The 17,241-nt window shown below is 74.4% G+C and carries 12 protein-coding genes; 5 read left to right on the top strand and 7 right to left on the bottom strand.

The window, feature by feature from the left end; genetic code table 11:
• Positions 1-46: 46 nt before the first annotated feature.
• Entirely contained in the window at positions 47-1,255 is a 1,209-nt protein-coding gene (locus EES41_RS03955; protein WP_123075691.1) for a cytochrome P450, read from the top strand.
• Here EES41_RS03955 and EES41_RS03950 read toward each other — a convergent pair.
• Positions 1,208-2,260, bottom strand: a complete 1,053-nt coding sequence (locus EES41_RS03950) for a YafY family protein (RefSeq protein WP_174261646.1) — start codon at positions 2,258-2,260, stop codon at positions 1,208-1,210. The genes EES41_RS03955 and EES41_RS03950 overlap by 48 nt on opposite strands.
• A 100-nt stretch (positions 2,261-2,360) precedes the next feature.
• Between EES41_RS03950 and EES41_RS03945 the strand changes: the two genes are divergently transcribed.
• A complete protein-coding gene (locus tag EES41_RS03945; protein ID WP_123075687.1) occupies positions 2,361-3,467 on the top strand; it encodes a winged helix DNA-binding domain-containing protein in 1,107 nt (368 codons plus the stop codon).
• 9 nt (positions 3,468-3,476) lie between these two features.
• On the opposite strand, the gene EES41_RS03940 is transcribed toward EES41_RS03945, so the two are convergent.
• Together EES41_RS03940 and EES41_RS03935 are read right to left on the bottom strand one after the other, a co-directional pair.
• Positions 3,477-4,307 carry a hypothetical protein gene (locus tag EES41_RS03940; RefSeq protein ID WP_123075685.1) on the bottom strand — a complete coding sequence of 277 codons (831 nt, stop codon included), beginning with the start codon at positions 4,305-4,307 and terminating at the stop codon, positions 3,477-3,479.
• 334 nt (positions 4,308-4,641) lie between these two features.
• A complete protein-coding gene (locus EES41_RS03935) occupies positions 4,642-5,352 on the bottom strand; it encodes a hypothetical protein (protein WP_367995763.1) in 711 nt (236 codons plus the stop codon).
• 204 nt (positions 5,353-5,556) lie between these two features.
• On the opposite strand from EES41_RS03935, the gene EES41_RS03930 reads away from it, so the two are divergent.
• Complete coding sequence (locus tag EES41_RS03930) at positions 5,557-7,056, top strand: cellulose binding domain-containing protein (RefSeq protein WP_123075683.1); 1,500 nt, start codon at positions 5,557-5,559, stop codon at positions 7,054-7,056.
• A 164-nt stretch (positions 7,057-7,220) separates the two neighbouring features.
• Positions 7,221-10,022, top strand: coding sequence for an AAA family ATPase (locus tag EES41_RS03925; protein ID WP_164495738.1), 2,802 nt, complete (start codon positions 7,221-7,223; stop codon positions 10,020-10,022).
• A 43-nt stretch (positions 10,023-10,065) separates the two neighbouring features.
• On the opposite strand, the gene EES41_RS03920 is transcribed toward EES41_RS03925, so the two are convergent.
• From EES41_RS03920 to katG, 3 genes are all read right to left on the bottom strand, one after another.
• Positions 10,066-10,410, bottom strand: a complete 345-nt coding sequence (locus EES41_RS03920) for a GNAT family N-acetyltransferase (RefSeq protein ID WP_123082240.1) — start codon at positions 10,408-10,410, stop codon at positions 10,066-10,068.
• 261 nt (positions 10,411-10,671) lie between these two features.
• Positions 10,672-13,479: a LuxR family transcriptional regulator gene (locus EES41_RS03915; protein WP_123075679.1), complete on the bottom strand. Its 2,808-nt coding sequence runs from the start codon at positions 13,477-13,479 to the stop codon at positions 10,672-10,674.
• 257 nt (positions 13,480-13,736) lie between these two features.
• Positions 13,737-15,968, bottom strand: a complete 2,232-nt coding sequence (gene katG / locus EES41_RS03910; RefSeq protein WP_123075677.1) for a catalase/peroxidase HPI — start codon at positions 15,966-15,968, stop codon at positions 13,737-13,739.
• Positions 15,969-16,209: 241 nt separating this feature from the next.
• On the opposite strand from katG, the gene EES41_RS03905 reads away from it, so the two are divergent.
• Positions 16,210-16,632, top strand: a complete 423-nt coding sequence (locus EES41_RS03905) for a Fur family transcriptional regulator (protein WP_123075675.1) — start codon at positions 16,210-16,212, stop codon at positions 16,630-16,632.
• 106 nt (positions 16,633-16,738) lie between these two features.
• Here the strand turns inward: EES41_RS03905 and cynS are convergent, their stop codons facing one another.
• Entirely contained in the window at positions 16,739-17,209 is a 471-nt protein-coding gene (gene cynS, locus EES41_RS03900; RefSeq protein ID WP_123075673.1) for a cyanase, read from the bottom strand.
• Positions 17,210-17,241 lie beyond the last annotated feature (32 nt).

Raw genomic sequence — 17,241 nt, 5'->3', positions numbered from 1 at the left:
ACCGCTCCCCGACCGCTCACCCCCTCCAGGAAAGGGCTGACATCCCATGTCTCTCCACCCGGACCCCCTCGACTACCCCTTCTGGTCGGCCCAGGGACTGGACCCGTACCCCGGCTACCCCGCGTTGCGGGAACGGCCCCTCGCGCGGGTGCGGCTCCCCTACGGAGAGGAGGCCTGGCTGGCCACCCGCCACGAGGACGTCCGCACCGTCCTGTCCGACCCCCGCTTCAGCCTCGCCGAAGCCGCCCGCCGCGACCCGCCCCGCACCACGCCCGAGGTCAGCCACCTCGGCGGACTCGTCGGCAACGACGCCCCCGACCACACCCGCCTGCGGTCCCTGCTGGGCAAGGCGTTCACCGCGCGCCGCGTCGAGCGCCTGCGCGACGACATCCGGGGCATCGCCGACGGGCTGCTCGACCGGATGGGCGACACCGGGCCGCCCGCCGACCTGGTCGAGGACTTCGCGTTCCCGCTGCCGGTAACGGCGATCTGCGCGCTGATGGGCGTACCGGCCGCAGATCACCCCCGCGTACGGGCCTGGGCCGACACCGTGTGCTCGGGCCGGGTCGCGCCCGAGCGGATGCGGAGCGAAGCCGCCGAGTTCACCGCCCTGCTGGCGACCTGGGTGGAGGAACGCCGACGGGAGCCCGCCGACGACCTGCTGAGCCTGATGACCGGAGCCTGCGACAAGGACGGGACCCTCTCCGAGGAGGAGGTGATGATCCTCGTCAACGAGATCCTCGTCGGCGGCTTCGTCACCACCGCCAGCCAGATCGGCAACTCCTTCTCGCTCCTGCTGCACCCCGACGGCGCCGGCCGGCACCTCTGGGCCCGGCTGCGCGCGGACCCGGGGCTGATCCCGCAGGCCGTCGAGGAACTGCTGCGCTACCTGCCGCTGTTCAACGGCATGCCGCTCTCCCCGCGCTACGCCCTGGAGGACATCGAACTCGGCGGGGTCTTGGTGCGCCGCGGCGAGCCCGTCATCGGGGACCTGTCCGCCGCCAACCGCGACCCCGCCGCCTTCCCCGACCCGGAACGGCTCGCCCTCGACCGCTGCGGCACCTCGCACCTCACCCTCGGGTACGGCGTCCACTACTGCCTCGGCGCGCACCTCGCCCGGCTGGAACTCCAGGTGGCCCTGGAGCGGGTCCTCCTCCGCATGCCGGAACTGCGCCTCGCCGTTCCCCACGGCGAACTGAGCTGGCGCTCAAGGGAGTTCTTCAACGGCCTGCACGCCCTCCCCGTCACCTGGTGACACCCGGGCGCAGGCCCCGGAGGCCGCGGTGGTTTCGCGGGCCCCGGCGGCGGCGTAGCGGCGGGCCAGGTGGGCGAAGGCGGCCCTGAGCTCGGGCGGGCCGACGACCTCGATGTCGGCGTCGAACTTCCCGATGGTCGCCGCCAGTCCGGGCCAGGACCAGGCGCCGAGCACGAGACGGCACCGGTCCGGGCCGAGTTCCTCGACGATCCCGTCGCCGGCGTAGCGGGACACGGCCGCGGCGGGCAGGTCGAGGACCACCTCGCCGCGGCAGGGCCAGTCCCCGGAACCCGCGGCGCCCCGGAACCGGGCGGAGACGAAGGCGGCCACGTCCCCGCCCGGCAGCTCGCGCGGCGCGAACCGGGGCCCGGTGGGGGAGCGCGGGCCGATCCGGTCCGCGCGGAAGGTCCGCCAGTCCGTACGGTCGAGGTCCCAGGCGACGAGGTACCAGCGGCCGCCCCAGGTGACGAGGTGGTGGGGCTCCACCCGGCGCGCGGGGGCGTCGGCGGCGCCGTCGGCCGCCGGGTAGTCGAAGCGCAGCAGGTGGCGGGCGTGGACGGCGGCGCTGAGCGTCAGCAGCACCTGCGGGTCGGCCTGCGGACGCGGCCGGTCCGGCGCCCGTTCGACCGCCGTGACCCGCAGGGCGTCGATGCGGTGGCGCAGCCGGGCGGGCATGACCTGCCGGACGGTGTTCAACGCGCGCGCCGCGGCTTCCTCGATCCCGGCGCCGGTACCGGCGGCCGTCTGGAGGGCGACCGCGAGGGCGACGGCCTGGTCGTCGTCGAACAGCAGCGGCGGCAGCTCCGTACCGGCGTCGAGCCGGTAGCCGCCGTCGGGGCCCCGGGTCGCGGCGATGGGGTAGCCGAGCTCGCGCAGGCGGTCCACGTCGCGGCGCACCGTGCGCGCGGTGACCTCCAGGCGATCGGCCAGCAGCTGTCCCGGCCAGTCCCGGCGCGCCTGGAGCAGGGAGAGCAGGGACAGCAGCCGTGCCGAGGTCTTCGCCATGACACCCATGGTGCCCCAGGTAGCGGACAGTACCTGTCCGCTACCCCTGTGACCGTGACCGTACCGAACGACAAGAACGACAGGAAGGAGGCCGGCCACGATGACCGTGCTCGACGCGCGGGCGCTGGGCCGCGCCACTCTCGCCCGGCAACTGCTGCTCGATCGCGCCGATCTGCCGGCGCTCGACGCGGTGGCGCACCTCGGGGGCATGCAGGCTCAGGAACCCCAGGAGCCGTTCGTCGGGCTCTGGACCCGGCTGCGGGCCTTCGATCCCGGCACGCTCTCGGAGCTGCTGGTCCGGCGCCGGGTCGTACGGACGCACCTCATGCGCCGGACCGTCCACCTCCTCGCCGCCGAGGACGCGCTGGCCTGGCGCTCCCGCCACGACGCCATGCTGCGCGGGCGGGTGCTCGGGAACTACCGCGCCGAGCTCGCCGGAGTGGACCTCGACGAGCTCGCCGCGGCGGGCCGGGCGGTACTGGCCGACGGGGAGCCCCGCTCGATGACCGAACTCGCGCGGGCGCTCGCCGGGCGCTGGCCGGAGCCGGGGCCGCGGGCCCTGGGGGAGATGCTGGTCGCCGCCCTCGTCCCGGTGGTGCAGCTGCCGCCGCGCGGGCTGTGGCGGACCAAGGGCGGCGTGCGCAACGTACCGCTCTCCTCCTGGCTGGGCCGCGAGATCGACCCGCCGTCCCCGGACGGCTCCGATCCCGTGGGCCAGGCGCTGGTCCGCCGCTACCTGGCCGCGTACGGCCCCGCCGCCCCGGCCGACCTGCGCGCCTGGTGCGGACTCGCGGGGCTCCCGGCCGCGGTGGCCGCGATGCGCGCGGAACTGGTCACCTTCCGGGACGAGCGCGGCCGACAGCTGCTGGACCTCCCCGACGCCCCGCGCCCCGACCCCGCCACACCGGCCCCGGTGCGGTTCCTGCCGGCGTTCGACAACGCGATCCTCGGCTACCAGCACCGCGGCCGGATCATCGACGACGCCCACCGCGGCCTGTCCGTCGCCGGCGAGCGCGTCGTCCTCGTCGACGGCCGGGTCGCCGCGACCTGGAGGGCCGGGGCCGGCGCCGTGACGGTCACCCCGCTGCGCCGCTTCTCCCGGGCCGAGAGCGCCGCCGTCGCCGAGGAGGGCCGGGCCCTGGCCTCGTTCCTCGCCGACGGAGCCGGGGCGGGCCACGAGGTGCGGATCGCCCCGGCTCCCGGCTGACCGGGATCCCTACCCGGGCCCGGCCGGCCCGGCGGCGGCCGGCTGCGTACCGTCACGGTCGTTCTGCTGCTTCAGCCGCCGGGTCAGCCCGCCGCCGACGACGATCAGGGCGACGCCGAGCCACCACAGCTGCCCGTCGAAGACGAGGACGGCGATCCCGATCGGTACGAGCAGGCCTGCGAGGGGGAGCAGCAGCCCGGCGAGCGGCAGGCGCTGGGGGCCGCCGTGCGCCCGCGCCCGGACGACCTCGGGGTACCAGGCGGTGAAGCGCAGGGCCGCGACGATGGCCAGGACCTGGATGATCCACCCGGTCCAGATGTTGTTCGGGTTGTGCAGGACCAGGTCACCGAAGGCCCCGGCGATCGCGGCGACCAGGAAGGCCAGCCCCCACACCCCCGTGATCATGTAGTTGGTCCGGAGGAAGGCCGGGGAGTACCACAGCGCGGGATCGACCCGCTCGCGCGCGTACTGGAGGGTGAAGGGCTTGCGGAGGGCCATGGATCCGAAGGCGATGGTCATCAGGGCGATGTTGGAGACCTCGCCGGCGTAGGTCTCCAGCCAGCGGTGCGTACCAGGGCTGGCCAGGGCGCCGATGACGGCGAGGATCGCGAAGAACACGACGTCCGAGACCTCGAGGATCTTCAGCGAGCCGCCGGGCTTGAGCAGCCGGCTCACGACGACGAGGGCGATGGAGATCGTGAGCGCGATCACGACCGCCCACTCGAAGCGCCCCGGCCCCACGAAGAGCGAGAACACGATCCACGGGGACATCCCGATGAACGGACTGTCCAGCAGCCCGGCCGCCTTCTGGCGGAGGGGAGTACCGGAGGCCTCTGCCATGGGCCCGCCCTTCCTGCGCCACCACCCCCCGCAGTCCTTTCCAACGTACGCCGCCCCCCGCCTCCCGACCTTCCGAACGGCCCCGGCTCAGCCCTCCCCGTCGCGTTCCTCCGCGCCCCCGCGCCGACGGCGCGTCCGCTCGGCGATCCCGCTGGAGAGCCTGCCCTTCACCGAGCCGGCCCGGTCGAGGGTCTCGGTGCCGAGGGTCCTGGCGGCACCGACGCCCTTCGCTCCCGCCGCGAGCGCCTTGTCCTTCGCCTCCGCGGCCGCGTCCGCCCACCGCCTCGCCTCGGATGACCGCCGACCGGACGTGATCCCGAGCCGACCGTGGAAGTCATGGACTCAGGTCGCGATGTCGTTGCTCGACTGGACGACGGCGGGAGACTTGGCCGGGTGCAGCAACACCTTCGCGTTGGCGGCGCCGGCGGCCGCGTTCACCCTGGCCACCAAGCGTTCCGTGCTCCGCGAAATGTGCTCCAGCCGGGTCTGCCGGGCGGCCTTCAGCCCGAGGCGATGCCCGTGCAGCTCCTCCGGAGACGCGTCCGGCACGGGCCAGCGCGGCGTCCTTCTGCGCGCGCAGCACGTCGACGACCTTCTCGTCGATCGTGGCGAGGCAGTCGGTGATCTCGTCCATGGTCTGCTGCATCGCGACCTGCGTCATGATCCTCGCGGCGCCCGCGAGAGCCGCCGGGTTGGTCAGAAGCGACCGGGGCCCCTTCACGAACTCCAGGAACCCCCTGACCTGGCCCTTGTGCCCCTTCACCACACCGGTGCTGAGACCCGTCTTCGAGCTTTCCCTCAGCCCGTACTTCTCGACGAGCCGCGCCGACTCCTGAGTCAGCTGCACCCAGCGGCCGGAGTCGGCGGCGATCTCCGAACCCGCCTGCGCGGCTCCAGCCCCCCTACCGGCAACGGACTTGAGCCGCTGTAGTCCGAGGTCCTTCGACGAAAGGCCCTCCGAGGTGAGGAAGCGGTCGACATCCGTCGGGTTCCCGATGACCGCCAGTCCGTCGCCGTCACTGATCAGCTGAATCTCGTTGTCCATCGCCCGCTCCTGAAGTGGCTTCACGCGGTTGAGGGTGGTGCGGGGCGCGTGGGGGCGGTGGGGGCGCTGTTTCTGAGGTGGTGCTTACCCCTGGCTTAAGGGCGCCTCAAGAACGGAGGGGCGGGGGGCGGGGCGGGGATTTGCCGGGTTTGTGGTCGCTAGCGTGCTGATCGATCCTCATCCCGACTCCAGAGGCAGGTCCCCATGGCTGGCAATTCCCATCGCCGTACGACGAGCGGCAAGGCAAAGGCGGCCGGGGCGTTGGCCGTCGCGGCCGCCGTCGGGGGCACCGCGCTGGCGTTGACCGGTACCGCGCAGGCGGCGTCGGTCGGCGCCGCCTTCACCAAGGCGAGCAGCTGGAACACCGGTTACACCGGTCAGTACGTCATCACCAACCACGGCGGTGCGGCGCTGAAGGACTGGACCCTTGAGTTCGACCTGCCCACCGGTACGAGCATCGCCTCGCTCTGGAACGGCGAACAGACCGTCAGCGGGCAGCACGTGACGGTCAAGCCGCCCCGCTGGGACACCGCGGGCCTCGCGCCCGGTGCCTCGGTCACCGTCGGATTCGTCACCGCCGCCGGACAGGACGCGGGGGCGCCGACGGGCTGTCTCATCAACAAGGAGAAGTGCTCCGCGGGAACCGGGGCGACGCCCAGCCCCAGCGGCCGGCCCACCACCGCGCCGACCGCCACCGCCCGGCCGACCGCCAAGCCCACGGTCAAGCCGACCGCCCAGCCGACCGCGCCGACCACGGCGCCCACCGCCACCACCGCGCCGAAGCCGACCGCCACCGCGCCCCGGCCCGCAGGCGGCGCCGCCTTCGCGCCGTACGTCGACACCTCGCTCTATCCGTCCTACGACCTCCTCGACACGGCGGCGAAGACCGGGGTCAAGGAGTTCAACCTCGCCTTCGTCACCTCCGGCGGTGCCTGCTCCCCGCTCTGGGGCGGCACCACGGCCCTCGACGCGGACCGGGTCGCCTCGCAGATCGCCGCCCTGCGGGCGAAGGGCGGGGACGTCCGGGTGTCGTTCGGCGGCGCGGCCGGCTCCGAACTGGGGCTGGTGTGCACCTCCGCCGACAGCCTCGCCGCCGCGTACGGGAAGGTCGTGGACGCGTACGGGCTGACCAAGGTGGACTTCGACATCGAGGGCGCGGCCCTGCCCGACACCGCCGCCAACACCCGGCGCGCCCAGGCCATCGCGCAGTTGCAGAAGTCGCACCCCGGGCTCGACGTCTCCTTCACCCTCCCCGTGATGCCCGAGGGCCTCACCCAGCCGGGCGTGGACCTGATGGCCAACGCCCGGCAGAACGGGGTGGCGATCTCCGCCGTCAACATCATGGCGATGGACTACGGCCCGGCGTACAGCGGGGACATGGGCGGGTACGCCATCCAGGCGGCCACCGCGACGCAGGCGCAGATCAAGGGGGTGCTCGGCCTCAGTGACGCGGCGGCGTGGAAGGCCGTGGCGGTCACGCCGATGATCGGCGTCAACGACGTCAGCAGCGAGGTCTTCACGGTGCAGGACGCCACGCAGCTCGTGGAGTTCGCCCGCGCCAAGGGTCTCGGCTGGCTCGCCATGTGGTCCGGCGCCCGCGACAAGCAGTGCCCGGGCGGCGCCAAGAACTCCGCCGACCCGACCTGTTCTTCGATCCTCCAGGAGCCGCTGGCCTTCACGAAGGCCTTCGCCGCCCGCGGCTAGGCCGCCTCTCGCGGATTCCGCCGGGGCGAGCGGCTGTTCTACTGTGCGCTGAGCACAGGAATGGCAGAACGGCGGGGCAGCGCGTGGAGATCGGGACCCGGAACGGGTGGGAGAGCGCGAGCGGGACGGCGGCGCAGGCGGAACCCGTGGAGCCGGCAGAACCCATGGAGCCCGTGGAGCCCGCTCCGGGGCCCGACCGGACCGGGCGCGGTCCGGAGCGGGCGCTCCTGGAGCCCGCCCTGGCCGCCGTCCGCGAGACCGGCGCGGCGCTCCTGCTGCGGGGCGACCCCGGCATGGGCAAGACCGCCCTCCTCGACTGGGCGGAGGACCGCGCCGCGCGCGCCGGTCTGCGCGTGCTGCGGATGGCCGGGGCCGAAGCGGAGTACGAGCTGCCGTTCGCCGCGCTGCACCAGGTGCTGTGGCCGCTGCTCGACACCGACCACACCCTCCCGGACGGCCGGCAGGGCCCGCTGGAGCGGGCCCTGGGCCTCAGGGAGGGCGCCCCGCCCGCCGTCACGGAAGTCGCCGACGCCGCGCTCGCGCTGCTGGCCCGCGCCGCCGCCGACCGGCCCCTCGTGCTGCTCCTCGACGGCCTGCAGTGGGCCGACCCGGCCAGCGCCGCCGTGTTCCGCTCCGTGGCCGAGCGGGCGGCCGGGCTCCCGCTCGTCGTCATCGGAGCCACCCGCCACGAGGGCACGTACGCGACCTGCCCGGCGGGCCGCGCGATCGACCTCGAACCGCTGGACGACGCCCGGGCCGCGCGCCTGCTGCGCGTACTGCACCCCCATCTCGCCGACTGGGCCCGCCGCCGCGTCCTGCGCGCGGCCGGCGGCAACCCCCTCGCCCTGCGGGAGCTGCCGGCCGAGCTCGAACGGGCCGCACCGGACCGGCTCGCCGTCCTCGCCGACCCGGAGAGCGCGGAACTGCTCGGCGAACTCCCGCTGGGGGAGCGCCTGGGCCGGCTGTACGAGGACAGGCTGCGCGCCCTGCCGCAAGAGGCCCGGCGCGTCCTGCTGCTGGCGGCGCTCGGCGGCCCGGCCGCGCCCAGCCCGCCCGGTACGCCGAGTCCCTGGCGGGCGATCGCGGACTCCGGCCTCGCGCGCCTCGACCCGGCGACGGGCCGCGTACGGTTCCGCCACCCCCTGGTACGCGCCGGCCTCGTCCACATCGCCTCCTCCGCGCAACGCCGCGCCGCCCACCGCCGGCTCGCCGACACGCTGCCGCCGCACGACCCGCGGCGGATCGCCCACCTCGCGGCCGCCGCGATCGGGCCCGACGACGGCCTCGCCGCGCTGCTGTACGCGGAGGCGGAGGCCATGGGGGACCGTGGCGCCGAAGCGGAGGCGGCGAGCGTCATGGCGCGCGCCGCCGGACTCACGGCGGACGTGGAGCGCAGGGCCGCCCGGCTCGTCGCCGCGGCGGAGATGGCCGCCCGGGGCGGCCGGCTGCGCTTCGCGGACCGGCTGCTCGCCGAGGCCGCGACGGAGGCCGCCCCGCGCACGCCGGAGCCGGGGGCCCTGTACGCGCTCGTCGTCGCCTACGTCCGGCTCCACCGCGAGTGCGACTCGGTCCCCGCGGTCGAAAGACTGCCCGCGATCCTGGACGCCGTTGCCGCCGCCTCCGGCGAACCCGCAGCCCCCGGGGACGCCGCCCGGCGGGCGGCCCTGGTCGAGCCGGCGCTGTTCGTCCTCTTGCTGGTCGCCGTGCACACCGGTGACGAGCGGGCCCGGGCCGCTCTGGAGCGGCACGCCGCCGGCGGCTCCCCGCTCGCCGCGCTCTGCCACCAGGCGTGGGCCGACCCGCCCCGTACCGCGCGGGACGTACCGGCCCGCTTGCGCGCCGCCGCCGCGGAGCTGGGGGACGACGCGCACCCCCTCGCGGACCGGCTGCTGCTGTGGACCGCGATGGCGGTCGACACCGTCGGCGAGCACGACGCCCTGTGGAACCGGCTGGCGCACCGCGGCACCTACGTCACCCAGGCGTTCATCGACCTCGCCCGCACCCACGACGGCTTCCTGCACGGCCGGTGGGACGAGGCCCTCGCGCGCGCCCGCCGCGGCACCGCGGCCTCCGCCGCGCACGGCTACGGCTTCAACGAGATGATGTTCCTCCTCCACGAGGCCCAGGTCCTCGCCGGCCGGGGCGACACCGCCGGCCTGGAGGCCATCGGCCGGACCCTGTCGCCCTGGGCGAGCGAGCACCGCGTCCGCCTGGTCACCGGACGGCTGCTGGGCCTGAAGGCGCTGTGCGCCCTCGGGCACGGGCGGGTCGGCGAGGCCTGGCACCACGTACGGTCCCTGACCCCGCCCGGTGTGCTGCCCCCGGACGTGCCGTGGATCCAGCTCACCCTGCTGGACTTCGCCCAGGCCGCCGTGGAGAGCGGCCACCGGGACGAGGCCCGGGCACACTTGTCGGCCGTACGGGCGGCCGGGGTCGCGGAGGTCTCGCCCCACCACGCGTTCCTCGTCGCCGCCGCCGAGGCGCTGGCCGCGCCCGACGACACGGCCGAGGAGCGGTACACCGCGGCGTACGCCGTTCCGGGCGCCGGAGACTGGCCCTTCGAGCTCGCCCGGCTCCACCTCGCCCACGGCGCCTGCCTCAGGCGCCGCTCCCGGCGCCGGGAGGCCGCCGCCAGGCTGGCCGCCGCGCACACCGTCTTCGAGCGGCTGCGCGCGACGCCGTGGGCCGGACAGGCGGCCCGGGAACTCGCCGCCGCCGGCGGCGCGGGACCGGAGCCGGAGCGGCCCGGAACCCCCGCCCGCGGCATCCGGCACCCGCTGTCCGCACAGGAGTTGAGGATCGCCGAACTGGCGGCCCAGGGACTGACCAACCGGGAGATCGGCGCGCGGCTGCGGCTGTCCCCGCGCACCGTCGGCGCACACCTCTACAAGATCTTCCCCAAGCTCGGCATCACGACCCGGGGCGGCATGGCCCAGGCCCTGCGCGAAGCCGGCCCGCGAGACTAGGGCTTGTCTTTCGGATGATGCCGGGCTCGCGGGCCGGGCCGCGTCACCAGCGGTCGGGGCGCGCCGCGAGTTCCCACTCGGCGGTACGGGTCACCTCGCCCGGAGGCTGCGGGGCCTCCTCCGGGTGCCGCTGCGCCCACTTCGCCACGTACGGGCAGAGCGGCACCACGGGGACGCCCTCGCGCAGGGCCATCGCGTAGAACTCCCGGGCCAGCGAACCCGCGATGCCCCGGCCCTCGTTGCCCTCCTCGACGACGGTGTGCACCGCGACGAGGGCGTGCGGCGCCGCGTCGAGCACGAAGTACGCGATGCCGCCGAGGTAGGTGCCGTCCTCGAACGCCCCCAGTACACCGCGCTCGCGGTCGTCGCGCAGCACGAGATCTGCCATGTCCACCCCTGGTGGTGTCGTCGTACCGCCCCGTGGACGGTACGGATGGGTCACACCCGCGCCACCGTGCGCGGCCGTCGCAGGGACGATACGGCAGCGTCCGCCCCGGCGTCCGCCCGCCGGGGCGCCGCGGCGCGGGCCGTGCACGGCGGGACCAGCGCCGGGCGCGTCCGGTTCGCTCACGGTCAAGTCGACGGGCCGTCAGGCGTCCCGGCCGGAGGCCTCCGCCGGACCCTCCGTGAGTCCTCCCACAGACCCCCCTCAGCCCTCGCTCAGACCACCGAGGGCCCGGGCCACGGCGGCCCGCGAGGTGATCCCGAGCTTGGGGAAGACCTTGTACAGGTGGGCCGCGACCGTGCGGGGCGACAGCCGCAGCTCCACGCCGATCTCCTTGTTCGTCAGCCCGGTGGCGACCAGGCGCGCGATCCGCAGCTCCTGCGGGGTGAGCGGCTCCCCGCCCACCGCTCCGACGCCCACCGCGCCGTCCACCGCCCGGCCCGCCGCCCGCAGTTCCTCCCGGCACTGCTCCGCCCAGGGATCGGCCCGCAGGTCCAGGAAGGCGTGGTAGGCGGCGCGCAGCACGTCGTCCGCCTCGGCGCGCCGGCCGCGGCGGCGCAGCCGGGAGCCGTGGGCCAGCCGCAGCCGTGCCAGGTCGAACACCCACCGGTCCGCGCCGGGCACCGCGTACGCCGCGGCGAACCGGGCCCCGGCCTCCTCGGCGTCCTCCTCCTCGGCCCCGGCCGCCAGCGCGTCGGCCGCCGCCAGGAGGAAGGCGTGGTGCCCGGAGATCTCGTCCATCCGCGCCGCCCGCCCGGCGGCCACGTGGGCCACCGCCTCCGCCCGCCTGCCGCACCGCACGGCCGCCAGGACGAAGTCGAAGAAGGGCAGGTGGAACCAGGGCAGCCCGGAGGGCAGTTCACCCGGGGCCATCAGCCGGCGCAGCCGTCCGTACGCCTCTTCGTGGCGGCCGTGCGCCAGCGCGGCGAGCGCGCCGAGGTGTGTCAGCTGGTCGGTGACGAAACGCATCCGGGCCGCGGCCGCCGCGGGCTCGATCCGGGCCCGGACCTCACGCAGTCCCCGCTCGTCGCCGCGCCCCGCCAGGAAGTGGGCGTAGTAGTGCCGGAACAGCAACGCGTTGGAGTGGTAGCCGGCTTCCGCCGCGGCGTCCGCCTCGCGCAGGCACTCCTGGGCGGTGTCCCAGCGGCCGCGCAGGAAGTGCCGGTAGGCCCTCGCCTTGGCCACCGATCCCTGGGTGGCGAACGCGTGCTGACCGGCGAAGAGCCGCCACAGGCCACAGTCGGCGCCGTCCACCGCACTGGCGGTCCACAGCAGCAGCCAGGACTTCCCGGTGTCCTGATCGTTCGTCATGCGCGCCACCATGGAGCGCAGTTCGGTCTCGACGCCGTGCGCGGTGCGCGGCGGATCGGCCCAGGCGCGGTGACACAGCCGCGCCGCGGGGGAGACGTGCTCCAGATGGGCCTCCAGCGCCCGCCGCCCCCTCGGGTCGCCCGTGTACACGGTGGCCAGCAGCAGTTTGAAGAACGCCTGCTCGGCCAGGTCGTCGCCGAACGGCCGGGCGGCGGTGGCCGTCAGCCCGGCCAGGGCGCGCGGCAACAGGGTGAACGAGGACTCGAAGTCCATGTGGTGGCTCTGGTCGACGTACACGACGGCGTACGCGAACAGCGGGGCGATGTCCGCCGGCACCGGCCCCTGCTTGAGCTCCTCCACCAGCCGCGCCGTGTACGGCAGCCGGCCGCCGCGCGCCGACATCACCGCGGCCAGCGTCAGCCGCCTCGCCCGGTTCCCGGCGTCGGTGCTGAGCGCCGCCGCGCGGTCCAGGAGCAGCGCCCCCTCCGCGTCGGCGCCGCGCAGCGCGAGCCGCGAACCGGCCTCCTGGAGCCGCGCGGCGAGCGGTTCACCGGGGGATTCGGCCGCGGAGGCCTCGTGCAGGAGACGGCGCGCGTCACCCTCGGGCGCGTACCCCGCCAGGGTCCGGTGGGCGGCGCGCCGCTCCGCCTCCGAGGCGGCGGCGATCACCGCGCTGCGGACCAGCGGATGCCGGAACACCAGCCTTCCCGCGTGGTCCAGCCGGGCCAGCCCGCTGGCCTCGATGCGGTCGAGGGCCACCTCCGCCCCGTCCCCGCCGGCGGCCCGCCACCAGCCGCCGCCCTGCCCGGCGGCCTCGTCGCCGCCCAGCGCGGTCAGCAGCAGCACCCGCATCGGCTCCGCGGACAGCGACCGCAGCCGCTCCGTGAAGAGCCGCTCCAGCCGCTCCCCGAGCGGGAGCCGTTCCGGGAGCGGTGCGATGCCCCGCTGGTGCTCCAGGCGCAGCTGGCGCGGGAGTTCGGCCAGCGCGAGAGGATTGCCGGCGGCCTCGTCCACCACGCGCTCGGCGGTGGTGGCGGCCAGCTCCGGATGCCACTGCCGCAACAGGGTGCGGGCGTCCGTACCCGACAGGGCCTCGACGTCCACGGGATGGGTGGGCCATCCCTCCAGGGCGGATCCGTCCGGGCGGGTCGTCGAGAGCATCACCAGGGGGAGGTCCCCGATCCGCTGGTGGAGGAAGGCGAGGACGGCCTTGCTGGAGGGGTCCACGCAGTGCAGGTCGTCCACGAGGATCAGCAGCGGCCGGCGCCGGGCCTCCTCCGCGAGCAGGGCCAGCGCGGCCGCGCCCACCATGAAACCGCCCGGCGGCAGCCCGTCCCGCAGTCCCAGCGCGTACTCCAGGGCGACCCGTTGCTTTCCGGGCAGGGCCCCCGAACCCGCCAGCAGCGGCCGCAGCACCTGGTCGAGCACGCCGAACGCGGACGCGACCTCCGCCTCCACGCCGACGGCGCGCAGGACCGTGAACCCGTGCCCGACGGCGCGTGCCGCCGCCCGGTCCAGCAACGCCGTCTTCCCGATGCCCGGTTCGCCGCGCAGGACCACCGCCGACCCGCCCGTACCGGAGCGCGCGCCGTCGAGGGCCCGCTCCAGCAGCAGGAGTTCGCGCTGCCGGCCCACGAGCGCGGGCCCGCCGTACTCGCTGTGCCCGGTGGATGCGCTCTGCCGGCCGTACTCGGTGCCCACGGTTGCTCCCAGCCGGCCGGGGGCGAGCGCCGGCCCGCCGTGCCTCGCCGGAAGTGGCCGCCCCCGGACCCTTCCGCCCTCGGCCCGTGCGCGTCGCGGCGGGGTTCGAGTGCCACGCCATTATCCCGTACCGGATCCCGGGCGCCGCCACGCCGGAGCGAGGCGGCCCCGAGCCTCCACCGGATCGGTGGCCGCGTGGTGGAAGACGTCCGGGCCGGCCCGTGGGGGCCGGCCCGGACATCGGATCAGGCGTCGGATCAGACGAGGTCGAACCGGTCCAGGTCCATGACCTTGGCCCACGCGGCGACGAAGTCCGTCACGAACTTCTCCTTCGCGTCATCGCTCGCGTAGACCTCCGCGACCGCGCGCAGCTCGGAGTTGGAGCCGAAGACGAGGTCGGCCCGGGTGCCGGTCCACTTGACCGCACCCGTGGCGGTGTCGAGGCCCTCGAAGGTGTTGGCGTCCTCGGACGTCGCCTTCCACGCCGTACCCATGTCGAGCAGGTTGACGAAGAAGTCGTTCGTCAGGGACCCGGGGGTCGCCGTGAACGCACCGAGCTGCGACTGCTGGTGGTTCGCGCCGAGGACCCGCAGGCCGCCGACGAGGACCGTCAGCTCGGGGGCGCTCAGCGTCAGCAGGTTCGCCTTGTCGAGCAGCAGGTACTCGGCCGGCAGCCGGTTGCCCTTGCCGAGGTAGTTGCGGAACCCGTCGGCGGCCGGCTCCAGGGCGGCGAACGACTCCACGTCGGTCTGCTCCTGCGAGGCGTCCGCGCGGCCCGGCGTGAAGGGGACCCGGACCTCGAAGCCGGCGTCCTTCGCGGCCTGTTCGACACCCGCGCCACCGGCGAGCACGATCAGGTCGGCGAGCGAGACGCGCTTGCCGTCGCTCTGGGCCGAGTTGAAGGACTCCTGGATGCCCTCCAGGGTGCGCAGCACCGTGGCGAGCTGGTCGGGCTCGTTGACCTCCCAGCCGCTCTGCGGCTGGAGGCGCAGGCGCGCGCCGTTGGCGCCGCCGCGCTTGTCGCTGCCGCGGAAGGACGAGGCCGACGCCCAGGCGGTGGAGACGAGCTGGGACACCGTCAGGTCCGAGGCGAGGACGCTGCTCTTGAGGGCGGCGACGTCCTCGGCGCCGACGAGCGGGTGGCTCACCTCGGGGAGCGGGTCCTGCCACAGCAGGGTCTCGGAGGGGACCTCCGGGCCGAGGTAGCGCACGACCGGGCCCATGTCGCGGTGGGTCAGCTTGAACCAGGCGCGGGCGAAGGCGTCCGCGAACGCGGCCGGGTCCTCCAGGAAGCGCCGCGAGATCTGCTCGTACGCCGGGTCGACGCGCAGCGAGAGGTCGGTCGTCAGCATCGTCGGGGCGTGGGTCTTCGACGCGTCGTGGGCGTCGGGGACGGTGCCCGCGCCGGCGCCCTCCTTGGGCCGCCACTGGTGGGCGCCCGCCGGGCTCTTGAACAGCTCCCACTCGTAGCCGAAGAGGATCTCGAAGAAGCTGTTGTCCCAGGTCACCGGGGTGTTCGTCCAGATGCCCTCAAGGCCACTGGTGATCGCGTCGGCGCCCTTGCCGGTGCCGTAGGTGTTGTTCCAGCCGAAGCCCTGCTGCTCGATCGAGGCGGCCTCGGGGTCGGCGCCCACGTTCTCGGCGGGGCCGGCGCCGTGGGTCTTGCCGAAGGTGTGGCCGCCGGCGATCAGCGCGACGGTCTCCTCGTCGTTCATCGCCATGCGGCGGAACGTCTCGCGGATGTCGCGGGCCGCGGCGATCGGGTCGGGGGTGCCGTTCGGGCCCTCGGGGTTGACGTAGATGAGGCCCATCTGGACCGCGCCGAGGGGGTTCTCCAGCTCCCGGTCACCGGTGTAGCGCTCATCGCCGAGCCAGGTGGTCTCGGGACCCCAGTAGACGTCCTCGTCGGGCTCCCAGACGTCCGCGCGGCCGCCGCCGAAGCCGAAGGTCTCGAAGCCCATCTGCTCCAGGGCCACGTTGCCGGTGAGGATCATGAGGTCGGCCCAGGAGAGGCTCTGGCCGTACTTCTTCTTGACCGGCCACAGCAGGCGGCGGGCCTTGTCGAGGTTGCCGTTGTCCGGCCAGCTGTTGAGGGGGGCGAAGCGCTGCTGGCCCGCTCCGGCGCCGCCGCGGCCGTCGCTGATGCGGTAGGTGCCGGCGCTGTGCCAGGCCATCCGGATCATGAAGGGGCCGTAGTGGCCGAAGTCGGCGGGCCACCAGTCCTGCGAGGTCGTCAGCACCTCGGCGATGTCCCGCTTGACCGCCGGGAGGTCCAGGCCCTGGAAGGCCTCGGCGTAGTCGAACTCCTCGCCGAGCGGGTTGGCCACGGCCGGGTTCTTGGCCAGGATCTTCAGGTTCAGGCGTTCGGGCCACCATTGGCGGTTTCCGCCGCCTTGGGTCGGGTGGGGGGCGCGGTCGTGTGCGACGGGGCAGCCACCTCCGCCCTCGTTCTTGGCGTCTACGACGATCGCGTCATGGTTGTCAGACATGGGAATCCTTCCGGGCCGGGCGGATCACGGTGCTGAATAACTGCGGGCGGCGACACAAGCGGTTCAGGCTGTTCAAGCGGTTCAAGGTCTTCAAGGGGTTCATGTCCTTGGCTATCGACGGAACCGATCCTACGATGGACAGAATCCAAGTCAAGAAGGATGCCAAACCCGTATCCGATAGGATCCCGGACAAGCATGCGGACGCCGGGTGTCCCACCGAACCGGAATAGGTGAACCCGATATGAGTGACCTGCTGGAACGGCTCAGAGGGCGTGGCTGGCGGATGACCTCCCAGCGCCGTGTGGTGGCGGAGGTCCTCGACGGCGATCACGTCCACCTCACGGCGGACGAGGTGCACGCCCGCGCCGCGGAGCGGCTGCCGGAGATCTCACGGGCGACCGTCTACAACGCCCTGGGTGAGCTGGTCCTTCTCGGCGAGGTCCTGGAGCTGTCCACCGACGGCCGGGCGAAGCGCTACGACCCCAACGCGCACCACCCGCACCACCACCTGGTGTGCTCCGGCTGCGGGACCATCCGCGACGTCAACCCGGCCGGCAACCCGCTGGCGGACCTTCCGGAGCGGGAGCGGTTCGGGTTCGAGGTGTCGAAGGCCGAGGTCACCTACCGCGGGCTCTGCCCGTCCTGCTCCGGAGCCACCGGATAGGGCGCCCGCGTGCTCCGGCAGCGGCGGCCGGCCGGCTCGCCGCCCCCGGGGCGCCCGTCGGGGGTGACGTCCCCCTCGACGGCGAAGCCGAGCTCGGCCGGCGGGGTCAGAAGGGCCTGGTGGGGAGGTACTTGCCGTCGAGGGTGATGACCGCGCGCTCGCCGCCGTCGGGGTCGGCGACCTTCCTCACGTCCAGCTTGAAGTTGATCGCGCTGATGATGCCGTCGCCGAACTGCTCGTGGACCAGGGCCTTCAGGGTGGTGCCGTAGACCTGGAGCATCTCGTGGAAGCGGTAGATCGTCGGGTCGGTCGGGATGCCGCCCGGGATCGAGCCGCGGGTCGGGACGGTCTCCAGCAGGAGCGCGGCGTCGTCGTCGAGGCCGAGGAGAGCGGCGACGGCCCGGGCGGCAGGGGCCGGGAGCGGGTGCTGGCCGAGTACGGCCGCGGTGACGAAGGCGACCGACAGGCCGGCCGCGTCGGCGATCTGCTGCCAGGAGAGGTCCTTGCGGGTCTTGGCCGCGACGGCCTCGACGGCGAGGGCCTGACGGGCGGCGGGGTCGAACTGGGACTGCAGCATGAGAAATCTTCCTTAAAGGGGGGAGGGAGGGG

Source organism: Streptomyces sp. ADI95-16 (genome assembly GCF_003721495.1).
Classification (GTDB): Bacteria; Actinomycetota; Actinomycetes; order Streptomycetales; family Streptomycetaceae; genus Streptomyces; species Streptomyces goshikiensis.
Note: the sequence above shows the minus strand (reverse complement) of the source record. Positions and strands in the feature narration are given on the sequence as shown.

Coding starts and splice junctions, on each gene's coding strand:
- EES41_RS03955 (WP_123075691.1), top strand. CDS start 47: ATGTCTCTCCACCCGGACCCCCTCGACTACCCCTTCTGGTCGGCCCAG.
- EES41_RS03950 (WP_174261646.1), bottom strand. CDS start 2,260: ATGGCGAAGACCTCGGCACGGCTGCTGTCCCTGCTCTCCCTGCTCCAG.
- EES41_RS03945 (WP_123075687.1), top strand. CDS start 2,361: ATGACCGTGCTCGACGCGCGGGCGCTGGGCCGCGCCACTCTCGCCCGG.
- EES41_RS03940 (WP_123075685.1), bottom strand. CDS start 4,307: ATGGCAGAGGCCTCCGGTACTCCCCTCCGCCAGAAGGCGGCCGGGCTG.
- EES41_RS03935 (WP_367995763.1), bottom strand. CDS start 5,352: ATGGACAACGAGATTCAGCTGATCAGTGACGGCGACGGACTGGCGGTC.
- EES41_RS03930 (WP_123075683.1), top strand. CDS start 5,557: ATGGCTGGCAATTCCCATCGCCGTACGACGAGCGGCAAGGCAAAGGCG.
- EES41_RS03925 (WP_164495738.1), top strand. CDS start 7,221: ATGGAGCCCGTGGAGCCCGCTCCGGGGCCCGACCGGACCGGGCGCGGT.
- EES41_RS03920 (WP_123082240.1), bottom strand. CDS start 10,410: ATGGCAGATCTCGTGCTGCGCGACGACCGCGAGCGCGGTGTACTGGGG.
- katG (WP_123075677.1), bottom strand. CDS start 15,968: ATGTCTGACAACCATGACGCGATCGTCGTAGACGCCAAGAACGAGGGC.
- EES41_RS03905 (WP_123075675.1), top strand. CDS start 16,210: ATGAGTGACCTGCTGGAACGGCTCAGAGGGCGTGGCTGGCGGATGACC.
- cynS (WP_123075673.1), bottom strand. CDS start 17,209: ATGCTGCAGTCCCAGTTCGACCCCGCCGCCCGTCAGGCCCTCGCCGTC.